The 16,728-nt window shown below is 70.0% G+C and carries 18 protein-coding genes and 1 tRNA gene; 8 read left to right on the plus strand and 11 right to left on the minus strand.

Annotation, left to right across the window (positions count from 1 at the left end):
- Positions 1 to 4: 4 nt before the first annotated feature.
- The 3 genes from ACFKCF_RS17530 to serS all read left to right on the plus strand — a co-directional run bounded on the left by ACFKCF_RS17530 (position 5) and on the right by serS (position 3,081).
- Positions 5 to 424: a DUF4446 family protein gene (locus tag ACFKCF_RS17530; protein ID WP_394494753.1), complete on the plus strand. Its 420-nt coding sequence runs from the start codon at positions 5 to 7 to the stop codon at positions 422 to 424.
- Between the two features lie 362 nt (positions 425 to 786).
- Positions 787 to 1,707: a prephenate dehydratase gene (pheA, locus tag ACFKCF_RS17535; protein ID WP_394494755.1), complete on the plus strand. Its 921-nt coding sequence runs from the start codon at positions 787 to 789 to the stop codon at positions 1,705 to 1,707.
- A 111-nt stretch (positions 1,708 to 1,818) separates the two neighbouring features.
- On the plus strand, positions 1,819 to 3,081 hold the full coding sequence (gene serS, locus ACFKCF_RS17540; RefSeq protein ID WP_394494757.1) for a serine--tRNA ligase: 1,263 nt from the start codon (positions 1,819 to 1,821) through the stop codon (positions 3,079 to 3,081).
- Here serS and ACFKCF_RS17545 read toward each other — a convergent pair.
- Both ACFKCF_RS17545 and ACFKCF_RS17550 read right to left on the minus strand, forming a co-directional pair.
- Positions 3,045 to 4,388 carry a hypothetical protein gene (locus tag ACFKCF_RS17545; RefSeq protein ID WP_394494759.1) on the minus strand — a complete coding sequence of 448 codons (1,344 nt, stop codon included), beginning with the start codon at positions 4,386 to 4,388 and terminating at the stop codon, positions 3,045 to 3,047. The two genes, serS and ACFKCF_RS17545, sit on opposite strands and share 37 nt — an antisense overlap.
- 140 nt (positions 4,389 to 4,528) lie before the next feature.
- Positions 4,529 to 4,732: a cold-shock protein gene (locus ACFKCF_RS17550; protein WP_093173019.1), complete on the minus strand. Its 204-nt coding sequence runs from the start codon at positions 4,730 to 4,732 to the stop codon at positions 4,529 to 4,531.
- A 223-nt stretch (positions 4,733 to 4,955) separates the two neighbouring features.
- Between ACFKCF_RS17550 and ACFKCF_RS17555 the strand changes: the two genes are divergently transcribed.
- Positions 4,956 to 5,753 carry an HAD family hydrolase gene (locus tag ACFKCF_RS17555; protein WP_394494761.1) on the plus strand — a complete coding sequence of 266 codons (798 nt, stop codon included), beginning with the start codon at positions 4,956 to 4,958 and terminating at the stop codon, positions 5,751 to 5,753.
- A gap of 26 nt (positions 5,754 to 5,779) precedes the next feature.
- Here the strand turns inward: ACFKCF_RS17555 and ACFKCF_RS17560 are convergent, their stop codons facing one another.
- A complete protein-coding gene (locus ACFKCF_RS17560; protein WP_192789222.1) occupies positions 5,780 to 6,295 on the minus strand; it encodes a bacterial proteasome activator family protein in 516 nt (171 codons plus the stop codon).
- Positions 6,296 to 6,300: 5 nt separating this feature from the next.
- Positions 6,301 to 7,257 carry an NAD(P)H-quinone oxidoreductase gene (locus tag ACFKCF_RS17565; RefSeq protein WP_394494762.1) on the minus strand — a complete coding sequence of 319 codons (957 nt, stop codon included), beginning with the start codon at positions 7,255 to 7,257 and terminating at the stop codon, positions 6,301 to 6,303.
- 114 nt (positions 7,258 to 7,371) lie between these two features.
- Here ACFKCF_RS17565 and ACFKCF_RS17570 point away from each other — a divergent pair, with 114 nt between their 5' ends.
- Complete coding sequence (locus tag ACFKCF_RS17570) at positions 7,372 to 9,462, plus strand: AAA family ATPase (protein WP_394494764.1); 2,091 nt, start codon at positions 7,372 to 7,374, stop codon at positions 9,460 to 9,462.
- 1 nt (position 9,463) lies between these two features.
- Here ACFKCF_RS17570 and ACFKCF_RS17575 read toward each other — a convergent pair.
- A tRNA-Ser gene (locus ACFKCF_RS17575) sits at positions 9,464 to 9,550 on the minus strand.
- A gap of 51 nt (positions 9,551 to 9,601) precedes the next feature.
- On the opposite strand from ACFKCF_RS17575, the gene ACFKCF_RS17580 reads away from it, so the two are divergent.
- On the plus strand, positions 9,602 to 9,928 hold the full coding sequence (locus ACFKCF_RS17580; RefSeq protein ID WP_394494766.1) for an STAS domain-containing protein: 327 nt from the start codon (positions 9,602 to 9,604) through the stop codon (positions 9,926 to 9,928).
- A 59-nt stretch (positions 9,929 to 9,987) separates the two neighbouring features.
- Here the strand turns inward: ACFKCF_RS17580 and ACFKCF_RS17585 are convergent, their stop codons facing one another.
- The 6 genes from ACFKCF_RS17585 to ACFKCF_RS17610 are packed head-to-tail and all read right to left on the minus strand — an operon-like array spanning position 9,988 to position 14,485.
- The gene (locus tag ACFKCF_RS17585; protein ID WP_394494767.1) at positions 9,988 to 10,833 is read right to left on the minus strand and encodes an NUDIX domain-containing protein; all 846 of its coding nucleotides are present in this window, start codon (positions 10,831 to 10,833) and stop codon (positions 9,988 to 9,990) included.
- Between the two features lie 12 nt (positions 10,834 to 10,845).
- A complete protein-coding gene (locus ACFKCF_RS17590; RefSeq protein WP_394494769.1) occupies positions 10,846 to 11,586 on the minus strand; it encodes a M15 family metallopeptidase in 741 nt (246 codons plus the stop codon).
- Between the two features lie 29 nt (positions 11,587 to 11,615).
- Positions 11,616 to 12,092 carry a universal stress protein gene (locus ACFKCF_RS17595; RefSeq protein WP_394494771.1) on the minus strand — a complete coding sequence of 159 codons (477 nt, stop codon included), beginning with the start codon at positions 12,090 to 12,092 and terminating at the stop codon, positions 11,616 to 11,618.
- A gap of 13 nt (positions 12,093 to 12,105) precedes the next feature.
- Positions 12,106 to 12,342, minus strand: coding sequence for a hypothetical protein (locus ACFKCF_RS17600; RefSeq protein ID WP_394494773.1), 237 nt, complete (start codon positions 12,340 to 12,342; stop codon positions 12,106 to 12,108).
- Entirely contained in the window at positions 12,339 to 12,752 is a 414-nt protein-coding gene (locus ACFKCF_RS17605; RefSeq protein WP_394494774.1) for a hypothetical protein, read from the minus strand. Before ACFKCF_RS17605 ends, ACFKCF_RS17600 begins: the two co-directional genes overlap by 4 nt.
- The gene (locus tag ACFKCF_RS17610) at positions 12,749 to 14,485 is read right to left on the minus strand and encodes an MDR family MFS transporter (RefSeq protein ID WP_394494775.1); all 1,737 of its coding nucleotides are present in this window, start codon (positions 14,483 to 14,485) and stop codon (positions 12,749 to 12,751) included. The genes ACFKCF_RS17605 and ACFKCF_RS17610 overlap by 4 nt, the downstream gene beginning before the upstream one ends.
- A 165-nt stretch (positions 14,486 to 14,650) precedes the next feature.
- On the opposite strand from ACFKCF_RS17610, the gene ACFKCF_RS17615 reads away from it, so the two are divergent.
- Both ACFKCF_RS17615 and ACFKCF_RS17620 read left to right on the plus strand, forming a co-directional pair.
- Positions 14,651 to 15,208 carry a TetR family transcriptional regulator gene (locus ACFKCF_RS17615; RefSeq protein WP_394494777.1) on the plus strand — a complete coding sequence of 186 codons (558 nt, stop codon included), beginning with the start codon at positions 14,651 to 14,653 and terminating at the stop codon, positions 15,206 to 15,208.
- A gap of 139 nt (positions 15,209 to 15,347) precedes the next feature.
- Positions 15,348 to 16,676, plus strand: coding sequence for a glycoside hydrolase family 6 protein (locus ACFKCF_RS17620; RefSeq protein ID WP_394494779.1), 1,329 nt, complete (start codon positions 15,348 to 15,350; stop codon positions 16,674 to 16,676).
- The last annotated feature ends 52 nt before the right edge of the window (positions 16,677 to 16,728 follow it).

The raw sequence follows: 16,728 nt of genomic DNA on the forward strand, positions 1-16,728 counted from the left end.
TGCCGTGCTCGTTACCACATGGGTCATCGTGGGCGTCGTCGCCGGAGTCAGCGGCGTATTCATCGGGTATCTGTCGCTCCGGCAGGCCAGAGCGGCGGTGGAGGAGTGCCAGCGGATGCTCGCCCGGCAGACCAGCGAGGGCATGGGCGATCTCAAGGCCATCAGGGACGTGGCCGTCTGCCGATACGACGCGCTCTCCGAGATGACCGGGCGGCTGTCGTTCTCGGTCGCGATGATCAACGGGCTGGGTGACGGCATCGTGCTCACCTCGATCAACGGGCGCAGCGAGACCCGTACGTACGTGCGGCCCGTGGTGGGCGGGAAAGGGCGGGAGCCGCTGTCGCCCGAGGAGGAGGAGGCGGTGCGGGCGGCCAGGCTGGGGCTCGGGCCGATGATCCTGTCCCGGGCGTCGGGACCGCTGTAAGCGGACACGTCGCGGGCGCGGACGGGCTCGTGCTCGTGCTGGTTCTCGTGCTCGTGCAACAGTCGGGACCGCTGTCAGCGGCCCGGCCCTGGGCGGAGGAGACGCGGGTCCGTGGTGCCGGGAGGCGGGGTGTCCCGTTGGCGCGTTGCTGCGTGAAAGGGGGCGCGGGTTCGTGGCGCTGGGAGGCATCCTCCGATGCGCGTCCCTTGGTGGAAGGGGGCGCGGGTCTGTGGTGCGGGGAGGCGGGGTGTTCCGTCGGCGCGTCCCTGGAGGGAAGGGGCGTGGTGCTGGGAGGCGTTCTCCGATGTACGTCCCTGGCTGAAAGGGGGGCGGGGGCGTCCACCTGCGGATACTCTGGATGCATGCCCAGACTCGCCTATCTCGGACCGGAAGGCACCTTCACCGAAGAGGCCCTGCGGCTCCTCGACCCCACGGCCGAGCGCCTGCCCTGCGCCAACGTGCCCGCCGCGCTCAACGCCGCCCGCAGCGGCGAGGCCGACGGCGCCGTCGTGCCGCTGGAGAACTCCATCGAGGGCGCGATCACCACGACGCTCGACGAGTTCGCGTGGGGCGAGCCGCTGCTGATCACGGCCGAGCTGCTGCTGCCGGTGCAGTTCTCGCTGCTGGCCCGGCCCGGCACCGAGATCCCCCACATCAAGCGGGTCTACACGCATCCCGCGGCCATCACCCAGTGCCGCGCCTTCATCGCGCGCGAGCTGCCCGACGCCGTCGTGGTGGCCGCGCCCTCGACCGCGGCGGCGGCCCAGGAGGTCTCGCTGCCCGGCTCGCCGTACGACGCCGCCATCGCCGCCCGCATCGCCGGCGAGCACTACGGGCTGGTGGAGCTGGCCACGGACATCGGCGACAGGTCCGACACCGTGACGAGGTTCGTGCGGGTGGGCCGGCCCGGTCCGCTGCCCGAGCCGACCGGCTCCGACCGCACCACGCTGGTCGTCTTCCTCGCCGACGACCACCCGGGCGCGCTGCTGGAGATGCTGACGGAGTTCTCCGTACGCGGGGTCAACCTGACGCGCATCGAGTCGCGGCCGACCGGTGACGGCATCGGGCGCTACTTCTTCCACTTCGACTTCGAGGGGCACGTGGCCGACGCCCGGGTCGGGGAGGCCCTCGCCGGGCTCCACCGCATCTGCGGCGAGGTGCGCTTCCTCGGCAGCTACCCGCGTGCCGACGGCATCGCGCCGCAGATCAAGCGGGGTACGTCGGATCCCGAGTTCGCCGAGGCGGGCGGCTGGCTCGCCCGGGTCCGCGCGGGCCAGGTCTGAGGCGACGGCGGGCCGAGCCGGGGTGTTGGTCTGGGGCGGTGACGGATCGAGTCAGCGTGTACGCGGTAATACGGGGGCGGGCTGCTACCCAGCGCCGGTAGCCTTTGGCTTGTGATTGACCTGCGTACTCTTCGTGAGGATCCCGACCGGCTACGGGCGTCGCAGCGTGCCCGCGGTGAGGACGACTCCGTCGTCGACACGCTGCTCGACCTGGACGAGCGCCGCCGATCCGCGCTGACCTCGTTCGAGTCTCTGCGCGCCGAGCAGAAGAGCATGGGCAAGTCGGTCTCCAAGGCGCAGGGCGAGGAGAAGGCCGCGCTGCTCCAGCGGGCCAAGGACCTCGCCGGCCAGGTCAAGGCCGCCGAGGCCGAGGCGGAGAAGCTGACGGGCGAGCTCGACGAGCTCGTCCAGGCGGTGCCCAACATCGTCGAGGAGGGCGCGCCGGAGGGCGGCGAGGACGACTACGTGGTCCTCGAGACCCATGGCGAGCCGCGCCAGTTCGACTTCGAGCCCAAGGACCACCTGGAGCTCGGCGAGGCCCTCGGCGCCATCGACATGGAGCGGGGCGCCAAGGTGTCCGGCTCGCGGTTCTTCTTCCTCAAGGGCGTCGGCGCCCGCCTGCAGCTCGGCCTGCTCAACATGGCCATGCAGCAGGCCATCGAGGCCGGGTTCACCCCGATGATCACGCCGGTGCTCGTCAAGCCGGAGACCATGCAGGGCACCGGCTTCCACGTGGCCCACGACAAGGAGATCTACCGCCTCCCCGAGGACGACCTCTACCTCGTCGGCACCTCGGAGGTCTCGCTGGCCGGCTACCACGCCCAGGAGATCCTCGACGGAGGCGACCTGCCGCTGCGCTACGCGGGCTGGTCGTCGTGCTTCCGCCGCGAGGCCGGCTCGTACGGCAAGGACACCAGGGGCATCATCCGCGTCCACCAGTTCGACAAGGTCGAGATGTTCTCGTACGTGCGCCCTGAAGAGGCCCACGAGGAGCACCTGCGCCTGCTCGCCTGGGAGAAGGAGATGATGGCCAAGATCGAGGTGCCCTACCGGATCATCGACACGGCGGCGGGAGACCTCGGCATGTCGGCGGCCCGCAAGTTCGACTGCGAGGCGTGGATCCCGACCCAGGGCCGCTACCGCGAGCTGACCTCGACCTCCAACTGCACGGAGTTCCAGGCCCGCCGGCTCGCCGTCCGCTACCGCGACAAGGACGGCAAGCCGCAGCACCTGGCCACGCTCAACGGCACGCTCGCCACGACCCGGTGGATCGTGGCGATCCTGGAGAACCACCAGCAGGCCGACGGCTCCGTGGTGGTTCCCAAGGCGCTGCGGCCCTACGTGGGCCTCGACGTGCTGGAGCCGTCCAAGTAGGCGCGGCGGGCGTCGTACCTGACGAGGACGGCGCCCGCGAGCACGACCAGGCCGGTCAGCAGCACGGCCAGGGCGACGGCGGCCCAGTACGCGCCCGGGGCGCCCTTCGACCAGCCGTAGAAGGGCGTGTAGACGGTCATGTACACGAGTGGGGCCGCCAGCACCCCGATGGCCGCGGGAGTGGGCCGCGCCCGGCCGGCCACCGCCAGCACGAGGCACACCACCGCGCCCGCCAGGGTCGCGAGCACCCCGAGCAGGGTCAGGACCACCGCGAGCTCGCTGGAGATCGTATCGGGGGTGCTGAGCGCGGTGAAGAGACCGAGGCCGGCGGCCGCGGCGGAGCCGATGTACCCGCGCTGGTAGCGGTGCAGCCCCGCTGCGGCTCCGCCGAACAGCATGCACACGGCCAGGAAGATCGCCACGTTGCGCTCCGGCGTCAGGTCCACGGCGCCGGCCTCCGGCGAGCCGGGCAGGTCGACGCGCCGCCACTTGCCGGACACGTCGCGGACCAGGATGCCGTCCAGGCCGTTCGCGACGACCACGACGTGCCCGCCCGGCCGGGCCTGCACGGCCAGCGCCATCGAGTGCCGGCCGGCCCAGGACGGGTAGCGCCGGGTGAGCCGCTCGCGGTCGTCCGCGGTGAGCGCCCAGGACGGGCCCCAGGTCTTGCCGCCGTCGTCGGACTGCTCGACGGCCACCCGGTCGGGCACCACCCGATAGCACCGGGTCGCCTGCATGGGGACGCAGGCGGCGCTCTGCAGCGGTCTGCTCTCCCACGCGCCGCCGTCCTCCTCCCAGGTGACCCCGCCGTCGTCGGAGATCTGGGTGAGGCCGTCCCGCACGTGGACGACGATCGAGTCCCCTTCCACGTTGACGGAGCTGGCGGTGGGCCTGGGCGCGGCCGCCGTGGCCGTCACCGCCAGTACGGCCAGCGGCATCGTGACGATCACGCGCCAGCGCGCGGAGTACGACTCCAGGCTGCGGCGGCGTACCCACCAGGCCAGGGCGAGCGCGGGCAGGGCGAGGAGGTCCGTGGGATCGGCCAGGACGCGCGATGGGCCCGCCACGAGGGTCCAGACATGGGAAGCCAGCTCAGCGCCCGTCTCCGTGGCTTTCACGAGCGTGAAGAGCACCCCGGTCAGCACGGTGGCCGCCAGATCGGCCCGCCGCCAGAAGAGCAGGGCCACCAGCGCGGGGGCGACGACCAGTCCCGCGACGTCGCTGAGCTTGCCCGTGACCGGCCCGGGCCAGACCTGTTTGAGCAGGTGGTCGTTGATGAAGAGCACGAACACCCCGGCAACGGTCACGGGGTGACATAACCAGGCGTACCTCATGTAGAGGTGGATGGCCGCGAAGCCCAGAAGGTTCGCGGCCGTGACCAACCCGGAACAAGCAAAAGACCGAGGCCCGCTGGAAGCGAACCCCGGCCTGTCTCGCTGCTACAAGGTCAGATGGCGCGGACCTGGGAGGCCTGCGGCCCCTTCTGGCCCTGCGTGATCTCGAACTCGACCCGCTGACCGTCTTCAAGGCTGCGGTAGCCACTGCCTTGAATCTCGGAGAAGTGCACGAACACGTCCGGCGCACCGCCGTCCGGGGCGATGAAGCCGAAGCCCTTCTCGGCGTTGAACCACTTGACGGTTCCCTGAGCCATAAAAGCTCTCCCTCAGGATGTGAATCTATGGGACCCACACCTCGTGGGTCCCGGTGTGTCGTACAGCAAGCACCCGGGGTGGCTCAGACAAAGTCATGCTGGTTTTCACTACGGGATCAGCTAATACAACGCCATCACATCTAACACCATTCTGGCGCGTTGGTGTTCCCGTAGCTACGAAGATTTCTGTCAGGCGGCATCACCGGGCAAACTGGAACCTGTTATGCAGAGCCTTCCCGCGCCCCGTCTTGTGGCCACCGACCTCGACGGCACCGCGTTGCGTACTGACGGAACGGTGTCTCCCCGCACAGTGGCGGCCTTCGGCAGAGTCGAGGAATCCGGCGCTGTGCTCGTGTTCGTGACGGGGCGGCCGCCCCGGTGGATGGGCGGGGTCGCGGGTGCCGTACGTCACCGTGGGCTCGCAATCTGTGCGAACGGAGCACTGATCTACGACCTCCATACCGAACAGATAGTTGAATCTCACCTGATCACGGTCGATGTGCTCGAGGAAGTCGTGGATCAGCTAAGAGCGAACGTGTCGGATCTCGTATTTTCGGTCGAGTATGAAGCGGGTTTTGCGCATGAGTCCGAATTCCTCCTGGGCGGCCTGGACAGGGGGGCCCTAACGGCATGCGTCGACTCCGTGACGGCGCGTCCGTGCGCCAAGCTGCTGGCCCTGCACCCCGGGATGAACGCGGACGAGCTGCAGGCCACCGTGGAGGCGCTGGTGGGCCATCTGGTGACCGCGACCCACTCCAGTCGCAGGGGCCTGATCGAGATGAGCGCCCAGGGTGTGACGAAGGCCACGGCCCTGGCGGCGCTCGCCGGGCAGCACGAGATCAAGCCCTCGGAGGTGGTCGCGTTCGGTGACATGCCGAACGACCTGCCCATGCTGAGCTGGGCAGGCACGTCGTACGCGGTCGCCAACGCACATCCGGACGTGCTCGCGGCCGTCGACCACGTGACCGCGGCCAACGACGACGACGGCGTCGCCCAGGTGATCGAGCGGCTCTACGGATAGCCGCGGCTGGCGGCTATCCGGAACCACTACAGGTAGGGGCCGGAGCCGCCGGGCGGCCGGTGCTGGTCGTCCCCCTGCGGCACGCCGGGCAGCGCCCTGCGCATCTGCTCCAGCTGGGCCCGCGCCGCCATCTGCTGCGCGAACAGCGTGGTCTGGATGCCGTGGAACAACCCTTCGAGCCAGCCGACCAACTGGGCGTGCGCGATGCGCAGCTCCGCCTCGCTCGGCGGCGCGCCGTTCTCCTCGGTGAACGGCAGGGACAGCCGCTCCAGCTCGTCGACCAGCTCGGGAGCCAGGCCGTCCTCGAGCTCCTTGATGGAGGACGCGTGGATGTCCTTCAGCCGCTTGCGGCTGGCCTCGTCGAGGGGCGCGGCCCTGACCTCGTCGAGGAGCTGCCGGATCATGCTGCCGATGCGCATCACCTTGGCGGGCTGCTCGACCAGGTTGGTGACCGATCGATCCTCTTCGCCGCTATCGCCCTGACCTTGGAAGTCAGGGCCCACCACCACGATGTGAGGGGTGTTGTTGTCCTCAGCATTCATAACACTCACCGTACTAGCAGGATCTTGCCGACGTGCTCCCCCGAATCCAACATTCGGTGGGCTTCGGCGGCCTCGGACATCGGCAGTTTCGCGTGCACCACAGGCCCCACGGCCCCGGCGCTGACCAGGGGCCAGACGTTGTCCACAACACTACGGACGATCGCCCCCTTCTCGTCCACCGGACGGGAGCGGAGCGCGGTCGCGTGCACCGAGGCGCGCTTGGCGAGCAGGGCCCCCAGGTCGATCTCGCCCTTGCGGCCGCCCTGCAGCCCGATGATCACCAGCCGGCCGCCGGTGCGGAGCGCCCGGACGTTTCCGGCCAGGTATTTGGCGCCCATGATGTCGAGGATGACATCCGCGCGTACTTTGTCGGCGAAGTCTTCCTCGCGATAGTTGATGACCTCGTCCGCGCCCAGCTCCCTGACCCGCTCGCCCTTGGCCGCCGAGCCGACCGTCGCGGCGACCTGCGAGCCGAGCGCCTTGGCCAGCTGCACGGCGAACGTGCCGATCCCGCTGGCCCCACCGTGCACCAGCAGCGTCTCGCCCCTGCGCAGTCGCCCGATCATGAACACGTTGGACCACACCGTGCACGCCACCTCCGGCAGACCGGCGGCCTCCACCAGCGGCACACCGTCCGGCACCGGCATGACCTGCTCCCACGGAACCGCTACGCGCTCAGCGTAACCGCCGCCCGCGAGCAGCGCGCACACCTGGTCACCAGGTTTGAACTGCTCGACGTCCGCGCCGACCTCGGCCACCACGCCGGAGACCTCCAGCCCCGGATAGGGCGACGCGCCGGGCGGAGGCTCGTAGAACCCCTGCCGTTGCAGGACATCGGCCCTGTTGACCGCCGAAGCGGCCACGTCGATGAGGACCTCTCCCCGCTCGACCCGGGGGTCGGGCACCTCACGCCACTGAAGCACCTCTGGTCCGCCCGGCTCGGCGATCTCAATGGCTCGCATGCGAACTACGGTAGCCGGGCAAAGAAGTTGTGGGTTGCCGAGCTGTGTGGTTGCCCATGGCGTTAATCTGCAAGGTATTTGCTGCCCCTTTAGACCCACCCGAGGGGGAACACGGTGGCAAGACACGATCGAGAGGAATCGCTCGAGGAGCAGCTGGCGTGGCTCGACGCGATCAAGGAGACGGAAGAGGCTCCCGTCTCTGTCAGCGCCTCGACCGCGGCTGCCGACGAGCCGGTCGCCTCGCCGTACCCCCAGGACCCGTGGCGGATGGTCCCCACGCAGCCCGACACGCCGACGCCGCCGCTGTTCCGCGCGGCCGTCGACTCCGTGTACGGCGCCGCGGCGGCCGAGGACCTGCCCGACGGTGAGATGGAGGCCGCAGAGTGGCTCGGCACGGCCAGCGCGGCCACGAAGGAGCCACCGGCCACTCCACCGAGCTCCGTGCGCGAGGACGACCCGTTCCACGCTCCGTTGAAGCCGCTGCCGCGGCCCGACGACACCGACACGTACGCGCTGTCGTTCACCCCGCCCGAGACGTCGGAGCAGGAGACGCAGGACACGTCCTGGACGTCCGTGCCCGAGTGGGCACGGGCGCCCGAGCCGCCTCGCGACGAGCCGGAGAAGGAGAGCGCCCGGGCGGAGGCGGTGGAAGCCGAGCCTGCCGAGGAGAAGAAGGACGACGAGTCCGTTTCGGCGGCCACCTCTCCGAAGAACGAGCGCCCGCAGTGGCCGGAGCCGTCCGACACCCTCCCGACGATCCAGCCTCCCAAGTGGTCGGAGCCGGCCACCACGCAGGAGCCCGAGCGCCCCGAGCCCCCACGGCCGAAGGACGAGCCCGCGGAGCCCTCGTGGGCGAAGGACGAGCAGGCGGAGCCGTCGTGGTCCAAGGGCGAGCACGCGGAGCCGGCGTGGCTGAAGGACGCGGAGCCGTCGTGGCCGAAGGCCGAGCCCGCGGAGCCTGAGGAGCGGCGTGGGGAACGGACTTCGTGGTCGGAGCCGGTCCAACAGGAGCGCCCTTCGTGGTCCGAGCCGGCCCCGCAGGAACGGTCCTCCTGGTCCGAGCCGGCCCAGCAGGAGCGTCCCCCGTGGTCGGAGCCCGCTCAGCAGGAGCGTCCCTCCTGGTCCGAGCCGGCCCAGCAGGAGGAGCCCGCGCAGTGGAGCGAGCAGCCCGAGTGGCGACCCGCGGAGCGCGAGATCCCGCCGCCCGCGGAGCGGCGGCGCCGCCCTGCCCCGATCCCCGTGTTCACCGCCCCGCCCCGGCCGCCGGTCACCGGCCGCCCGACCGCCGACAGCCTCGACCCGGAGTCCCTGCTACGCGGACGGCGTAACGCCCCCTCCAAGGGCTGGCGCCGCCTGATCTACAAGGCGTCGGGAGGCTGGATCAAGCCGGGCGAGCCCCCGGAGGTCCGCCGCCGCCGCGAACTGGTCAGCAGGGCCCGCACCCCGGTCACCGCCGGCCACCACCGCGTGGCCGTGCTGAGCCTGAAGGGCGGCGTGGGCAAGACCACGACCACGGTCGGCCTCGGCGCCACCCTGGCCCAGGTCCGCGGCGACCGGGTCATCGCCGTGGACGCCAACCCCGATCGCGGCACCCTGTCCGACAAGCTCGTCCTGGAGACCTCGGCCACCGTGCGTGACCTGCTCAACGAGCGTGACCAGGTCAAGCGCTACGTGGACATCAGGGCGTTCACGTCGCAGGCGCCCTCACGGCTGGAGGTGCTCGCCTCCGACCGCGACCCGTCGGTGTCCGAGGCGTTCAGCGGCGCCGACTACCAGGCCGTCTCCCAGGTGCTGGAGAACTTCTACTCGATCTGCATCACCGACTGCGGCACCGGCCTGCTCCATTCCGCGATGGGCGGCGTGCTCGGGCTGGCCGACCAGATCGTGCTGGTCAGCTCCCCGTCCGTGGACGGTGCCAGGGCGGCCTCCGCGACGCTCGACTGGCTGGAGGCGCACCACTACGCCGACCTGGTGAAGAACGCGACCGTGGTGCTGTGCAGCGTGCGGCCGCGCTCGAAGTCGGCGGTGGACATCAAGAAGCTGGAGGCCCACTTCGCCGCCAGGTGCCGCGCGGTGGTCCGGGTGCCGTACGACCCGCATCTGGAGGAGGGCGCGGAGATCGACCTCGACCGGCTGCAGGAGCCGACCAGGGACGCCTATCTGCAGCTCGCCGCCTGCGTGGGCGACGGTTTCGCCGGACAGTGAGCGGAGGGTGTGGGATTCGAACCCACGAGGCCATCGCTGACCTGGCCGCTTTCAAGGCGGCTGCACTCGTCCACTATGCGAACCCTCCTGTGCGGAAACCACGATAGCGGCTGCAGTGACAGGGGTGTACGTTCAGGAGGTGGCGGATCTCAACGTTGAGGTGGAGCGCGGCCGGTCGGCAGCGCTCGTCCGCCTCGACGGTGACCTCGACAAGCTCACCGCGCCGCAGCTCAAGGAGTGTCTGGGCAAGCTGCTCGCCGAGGGTCTCGTGCGGGTCGACATCGACGCGAAGGCGCTGGAGTTCTGCGACTCCAGCGGCCTGTGGGTGCTCGTGGAGCACCAGCGCCGCATTTCCGCCCAGGCCGGTACGTTACGCCTGGTCGGGGTGCACGGCGTGCTTCAGCGCGTGCTCGACGTGACGGGCCTGAAGGCCGCCTTCGACGTCGTGCTCGCCGCCGAACGCTGAAGTCACTGTCAGTCGGTGGGTCAAACCCTGGTCGGAAGCGTTCATCTCCATCATCACTGTCAGTCGGTCAGCTGCGAGAGCAGCCACTTCGGGCCCACGCTCTCGGCGCCCAGCTCGTGCACGCGTTCCTTCAGCGCCCGGTCCGCGGTGACGACGAGCACCCGTTCCCACGGCTTGGCCCCGCGCACCACGTCGACGATCGCGTCGTCGCCGCTCCCGGTGGCCGCGACCACCTGGACCCCCGGCAGCTCCGGCGCGCTCCTGGCGGCGCCCTCCACGACCGCCACGACGCGCGGATACCACTGCGCCAGCACCGGATGCGTGAGCCTGAGCCTCGAGACGGCCTCCAGCAGCCGGGTCGCCGCGCCGAGCCGGTCGCGCCACCAGCCGTGCTCGGCCCGCGCGCCCACGATGTTGGCCACGTCGAGCACGAGGGTCTCCGGACTGATCTCCCCCTGGACCTCGTCCCAGGTGGCGGCGAAACCGGGATGCAGCTTCCGGCCGGTCACCTCCGGTAGCGGGAGCCAGCGCATCTCGCTGCTCTCCCCGTTGGCGGGGGCGGCGGCCAGCAGCTCGGGCGAGGCGGCGATCACCGTCTCGAATGCCCACCCGCCGTGATCGTCGCGGTAGACGCCCTGCACCCGCAGCCCGTCGCCGGCGAGCGCCGCCTCCTCGCGGGCCTCTCGCAAGGCGGAGGCGACGGCGTCCTCGTGGCTGTCGCGCGCCCCGCCGGGCAGCCCCCAGGTGCCGCCGTGGTGGCTCCACCAGGAGCGTTTCTGCATGAGCACGTACGGCGTGCCGAGTTCGTCGTGGTGCACGACGAGCAGCCCCGAGGCGCCGTGCAGCCCCCAGTGCCTGTGGCCTTGGGAGCACTCGATCCAGCCGTCGCCGTCCTTAGCCGCCATGGGGGGATTCTCTCAGCCTCCGCTCTTGCTGAAATGCTGCAGGTCTCTGGCTCCTGACCAGTAGCCGCCCCACTCCCAACCAACCTGGTCAAAGGCCTTAACTACCTTGTCACCAGGATTTATTACTCCCTTTCCCTTCATGGGGCGTTTGGTGAACTTTTTGGATGCTTGGTGCGCTGTGCTACCACTTGCGGTGACATATGGGTTCTGGATGGGATTGACGTCTATCGCCTGCCCGTAGGCGTGCTTGGACCAATGGGTGGATCCGGTCGCTTGACGGCAATTGAAGGCCGAGGTGTTGTTGGCCTCGATCGAGTCGAAGTCGTCACCCTTGTACGCGTCCACCAGCTTCATCCGCTCGATGGGCCAGCGCCAGCCGTACAACTTCCTGAAGACCGTCACGATGTCGTCGGTGACCGCCTTGTTCACCACCAGCTGCCCGGTGTGCGGCCTGTCGTCGAAGCCCCAGTACGTCATCGTGATCAGCCGCAGGTCGCGGTAGTGGACCGGGCAGCCGGGCCGCCACGAGTACGGCAGCTGCTGGCGGGACGGCCGCGAGATCTCGGCGCTGAAGGCCGGCGGCGCGGCCGAGCCGGGCGCGCCCGTGGTGGGCGAGGGCGAGGGCGTGGGCGAGTCGAGGCTCTCGAAAGCCGGAGCGCTCTCCTTGGGGACGGAGCCCGTGGCGGCAGGCTTGCCCGTCCCGCACGAAACGGAAGCGAGCACCACGAACGCCATGGCGGCAGCACGTTTCATCTCGCCACCATATGCGACGTCCGACCAGCTCAGGGCACTATCAGCACAGTACGGCGAGCCCGTTTCGCCAGCCCGACCGCCACCGAGCCGTGCCAGGACGAACGCGAGCGGCCCACCACGATGGCGTCGGCCATGTAGGTGCTGGCCAGCGTCTCCAGCTCGCGCACCGCGTCCCCGCGCATGCTGACGAACTGCCAGGGAACGCCCGCGCCCCTCAGCTCGTCCCGCAGGTCCTCGGTCAGGTCGGCCGCCGCGTCGGGGATGATCGGCGACCCGGCGAAGAACCACAGCGCGGCGCTGTTGAGCGATTCAACGAAGGCGATGAGCAGCGCCGCGTTGTCCCGCCGGGCGAGCCCGGCCGCGTACGCGAGCGCGTTGCGGCTCGGGCCCGATCCGTCGAAGCCCACCACGAGCAGGCCGGCGCCGTCCTTGCCGATCTCGAACTGCCCGGCCGGGAGCCTGCCGGTCAGTGGCTCCCGTCCGGGGTCTGTGTCACCGCCGAACACGGCACTTCTCGCGTTATGAGTCGGCGTGCTTGCCGCGCTGCGCCAGCTCGCGCAGGGCGTCGGCCGCGTAGATCACCAGGGACACGAACGAGACCGCGGCGATCGAGCCGCCGAGCCACAGGTCGTTGACCGTCGCGTCGACGTAGGCCGCGCCCCTCGCCTGGTAGCCGACCGCGAACGGCGCGGCGACCAGCCACAGGCCGGCGAGGAACAGCAGGACGAGGGCGCAGACGCCCAGCTTGGCCTTCATCGGTTGTCCTCCACTCCGACCAGGGGAGCCTTGCCGTTGCGGCGGTGCTCACCCGAGTTGTTCATGTCCTCGCGCAGCGCCTCGACGAGGGGGGCCAGCAGGCTCGCCAGCTCGGCGGACGACGCCTGGGGCGCCGCCGGCACGGGCTCCGGCTCCGGCTCGGGCTGCCGCCGGCGGACGACCACGAGGCCCCGCACCACGAGCTCCTCGTAGATGGCCAGCACGAAGCAGATCGCGCCGATGAGCCCCACGACGGCCACGCCGAGGCCGGTGAAGAACTCCGACTGGGTGGTGTTCGTCCAGTCGGCGTCCTCCGGCTGGGTGCCCAGGGCGAAGGGGGCGATCATCAGCCACAGCCCGGCCAGGACGGCCAGGGCGGCCGCGACGGCGCCCACGAACTTGCGAATCACTGTGAGATTCCTCCTGATACGAGGTCTTTCTGCGGGGGCGCGGCCTGCGCGATGAGGGCTCGCGAGGTCGGCCGCAGCACGTTCTTGGCGACGGACCGGGCCCGCTCGCGTTCCGGGCGGTCGTCCGGTGGCGCCATCTTGGCGACCGCGGTGAGCAGGGCGGACGGCTGGCCGTTGGTCCGCTCGATGCGCTGGGCGATCAGCTCGAGCAGCAGCCCGGCCAGGACCAGGTCGTCCTTGCTCAGCGGATTCGGCGCCGGGGCCGGCGTCGAGGAGCCGCGCAGCGGCAGCTCCTTGAGGAAGATCGTCGCCACGAACCCGAGCAGCGCGATGGGCACGCCCACCATGAACACGGTCTCCAGGCCCCTGGTGAACGCCTCCAGCACGATGTTCTTGATCGGCGCGGGCAGCTGCTGGATGGCGCTCGGGCTGCCGAGCTTGACGTTCGAGCCGCCGGGCAGCACGATGTGCGCCGCCCTGAGCATGTCGGCTATCTCGTCCTTGAGGCGGTTCGTCAGAATCGCGCCGAAGGCCGCCACACCGACGGCGCCGCCCAGCGAGCGGAAGAACGACACGCCGGACGTGGTGGAGGCCATGTCACGCAGTTCGGAGCCGTTCTGGGCGGCCAGGATGAGCATCTGCATGGACAGGCCGAGCCCGGTGCCCAGCACCGCCACGTCGAAGCCGATGAGCCACTCGCTGGAGTCCACGTGCAGCCGGGACAGCAGGAACAGCCCGACCGCCACGACCAGCAGGCCCACGACCGGGAAGATCTTCCACCGGCCGGTCTGGGTGACGATCTTCCCCGAGATCACGCCGGCCAGGAACAGCGCCACCACCATGGGCAGCGTCATCAGGCCGGACTCGGTGGGGCTGAGGCCCTTGACGATCTGCAGGTACTGCGGCAGATAGATCATCGCGCCGAACATCGCCATGCCGACGAACAGCGAGGCGAGGCCGGTGAGCACGAACGTACGGTTGCGGAACAGCCGCGGCGGCAGGATCGGGTTGCGCGCGGTCCGCTCCGACAGCACCGCCAGGGCCAGCATCAGCAGGCTGAGCGCCGCCAGGAGGTACGTCCAGACCGAGTTCCACTCGAACTCGACGCCGCCCAGCGTCAGCAGCAGCATGAGCGCGCTCGCGCTGGCCGTGATCGTCGTCGCGCCCCAGATGTCGATCGAGGTGCTCCGCTTGATCTTCGGCAGCTTCAGCACCTTCTGGATCACGATGAAGGACACCAGGGCGAACGGCACCACGACGTAGAAGCACCAGCGCCATCCGAGCCAGTCGGTGTCCACCAGGAATCCGCCGAGCAGCGGCCCCGCGACCGTGGAGATCCCGAAGACCGCCCCCATGTAGCCGGAGTAGCGGCCGCGCTCGCGCGGGGACACGATGTCTCCCAGGATCACCTGCGCGAGCGCCGACAAACCGCCCACGCCAAGACCCTGTACGGCCCGAGCCGCGATGAGCTGTCCCATGTTCTGCGACAGACCGGCCACCAGAGAGGCCGCGACGAACAGCCCGAGCGCGGTCTGGAAGAGCAGCTTCCGCCCGAACAGGTCGGACAGCTTGCCCCACAACGGCGTGGACACCGTCATGGTCAGCATGGTCGCGGAGGCGACCCATGAGTACTGATCCTGACCGCCCAGCTCGCCCACGATCGTCGGCAGCGCCGTGCCCACCACCGAGGTCGAGATCATCGACGTGAGCATGGCGAGCATGAGCCCGGACATGACCTCGAGGATTTCGCGGTGGGTGTACTGCCGCCTCGCGGGGGCTGCGGCCTGAGCGTGCGCTACCAAGACACCACATCCCCTTACTACAGTTTTGCGAACTTGAGTATACGCCTGTTTACTAGCCGCGCGGCAAGTGGGGGTGTGTTCAGTAGAGTTCAGGGTGTGGAAGCTCAGGTGTCTGAGGCCCGGCCCCGCGACCGCGAGGCCACCCGCGAGCGGATCCTTCGTGCGGCCCGCACGCTCTTCGGCGAGCAGGGATACGAACGGGTGACCGTACGCATGATCGCCGCTGCCGCGGACGCCAACATCGCCCTGGTGGGCCGCTACTTCGGCTCCAAGGCCGGTCTCTTCGGCGCGGTCCTGGACGGGGAGCCGACCATAAGAGACCTGTTCGGCGGCGACCGCGAGAGCCTGCCGCGGCGCCTGGCGGAATACGCGGCAGAGCGCATGGAGCACCCGCCGGAGAGCCCGATCCTGCGCACCCTCGAACGCTCCGCCGGCGATCCGGAGATCCAGGCCGTGGCCCGGGAGCGGCTGATCACGGCGCTGCTCGACCCTCTTGAGGAGCAACTGGGCGGCCCGGACGCCCACGCCAGAGCGCGGATGGCCACGGCGGTCTTCCTCGGCATCGGCGCCATGCGCCGCCGCCTCGGTCCCGAGCCGGCCACCCCGGCCGACGTCGACCGCCTGACCGCGGTCTTCGAGGCCTGCCTGCGCTGAAAGTTTCACCCCCTGTCACGGGTCTGGCCTGCGAAGACGTGGGCGGCAGCGATCGGATGTCTTTGAACGGGCACTGACGGTTACCTACGATCCGAAGAGCCGGTGGGAGCGCTCCCACACGACGGACGGAGTGAAATTCATGTCTCGCAAAAGGCCCGTCTTGGCGGTGCTCCTCTCGACGGCCGCCATGGCCGCGGCGGGGGCGATCGTCCTGTCCTCGTCCACCGCCGAGGCCGCCGACTCCGCTTTCTATGTGGATCCGCAGACGAACGCGGCCAAGTGGGTCGCCGCGAACCCCAACGACAGCCGCACCCCGGTGATCAGGGACCGGATCGCCGCCGTGCCCCAGGGCCGGTGGTTCGCCACGTACAACCCCGCCACCGTGCGCAGCCAGGTCGACGCGTACGTCGGCGCCGCCGCGTCGGCGGGCAAGATCCCGATCATGGTCGTGTACGACATGCCGAACCGCGACTGCGGCGGCGCGAGCGCGGGCGGCGCGCCGGACCACGCGTCGTACCGGGCCTGGATCGACCAGATCGCGGCCGGTCTCGGCGGCCGGCCCGCCACGGTCGTGCTGGAGCCCGACGCGCTGGCCATCATGTCGAACTGCATGAACGCCTCGCAGCAGGCCGAGGTCAAGGCGTCCATGGCGTACGCCGGGAAGAAGCTCAAGGGGACGTTGTCGCGGGTAAAGGTCTATTTCGACATCGGGCACGACGCCTGGCTGTCCGCCTCGGAGGCCGCGTCCAGGCTGAACGGCTCGGACGTGGCCAACAGCGCCGACGGCATCGCCGTCAACACCTCCAACTACCGCTCCACCCCCGGTCTGGTGTCGTACGCGAAGAGCGTCATCGCGGCGACCGGCGTGTCCAGGCTGAAGGCGGTCGTCGACACCAGCCGCAACGGCAACGGGCCGCAGGGCAGCGAGTGGTGCGACCCGGCGGGCCGCGCCACCGGCACCTGGAGCACCACGAACACGGGCGACTCGGCCATTGACGCCTACCTCTGGGTCAAGCCGCCCGGCGAGTCGGACGGGTGCATCGCGACCGCGGGACAGTTCGTGCCGCAGCGGGCCTACGACCTGGCCATCGCCGCCCCGCCGCCCACCGTCACCCCGACCGTGACGCCCACGGTCACCCCCACCGTGACACCCACCACGGGTCCTGCGGGTTGCACGGCTACCTACAAGGTGACCAGCCAGTGGCAGGGCAGCTTCCAGGGTGAGGTCACCGTGAAGAACACGGGCTCGTCCGCCATCGCCGGCTGGAGGGTCGGCTGGACGTTCCCGAACGGGCAGACGATCACGCAGCTCTGGAACGGCAACCTCTCGGGCAGCGGCACCGTCACCGTGACCAACCTCAACTGGAACGGCGCCCTCGGAGCCGGGGCGAGCGCCACGTTCGGCTTCGTCGCCAACTGGAGCGGCCAGAACGGCGTCCCGTCACCGGTGACCTGTTCGACCTCATGAGACTCGATGGGCCCCTGTGCCCGCCCAGGGGCCCATCGGTGAAATAACGGCG

It is taken from the genome of Nonomuraea sp. JJY05 (assembly GCF_043496855.1).
Lineage (GTDB): Bacteria > Actinomycetota > Actinomycetes > Streptosporangiales > Streptosporangiaceae > Nonomuraea.

What these genes read in the sequence shown, in the direction of transcription:
- pheA (WP_394494755.1), top strand. Translation starts at nt 787, where the DNA reads ATGCCCAGACTCGCCTATCTCGGACCGGAAGGCACCTTCACCGAAGAG.
- ACFKCF_RS17550 (WP_093173019.1), bottom strand. Translation starts at nt 4,732, where the DNA reads ATGGCTCAGGGAACCGTCAAGTGGTTCAACGCCGAGAAGGGCTTCGGC.
- ACFKCF_RS17555 (WP_394494761.1), top strand. Translation starts at nt 4,956, where the DNA reads ATGCAGAGCCTTCCCGCGCCCCGTCTTGTGGCCACCGACCTCGACGGC.
- ACFKCF_RS17560 (WP_192789222.1), bottom strand. Translation starts at nt 6,295, where the DNA reads ATGAATGCTGAGGACAACAACACCCCTCACATCGTGGTGGTGGGCCCT.
- ACFKCF_RS17565 (WP_394494762.1), bottom strand. Translation starts at nt 7,257, where the DNA reads ATGCGAGCCATTGAGATCGCCGAGCCGGGCGGACCAGAGGTGCTTCAG.
- ACFKCF_RS17585 (WP_394494767.1), bottom strand. Translation starts at nt 10,833, where the DNA reads ATGGCGGCTAAGGACGGCGACGGCTGGATCGAGTGCTCCCAAGGCCAC.
- ACFKCF_RS17590 (WP_394494769.1), bottom strand. Translation starts at nt 11,586, where the DNA reads ATGAAACGTGCTGCCGCCATGGCGTTCGTGGTGCTCGCTTCCGTTTCG.
- ACFKCF_RS17600 (WP_394494773.1), bottom strand. Translation starts at nt 12,342, where the DNA reads ATGAAGGCCAAGCTGGGCGTCTGCGCCCTCGTCCTGCTGTTCCTCGCC.
- ACFKCF_RS17610 (WP_394494775.1), bottom strand. Translation starts at nt 14,485, where the DNA reads ATGTCCGGGCTCATGCTCGCCATGCTCACGTCGATGATCTCGACCTCG.
- ACFKCF_RS17620 (WP_394494779.1), top strand. Translation starts at nt 15,348, where the DNA reads ATGTCTCGCAAAAGGCCCGTCTTGGCGGTGCTCCTCTCGACGGCCGCC.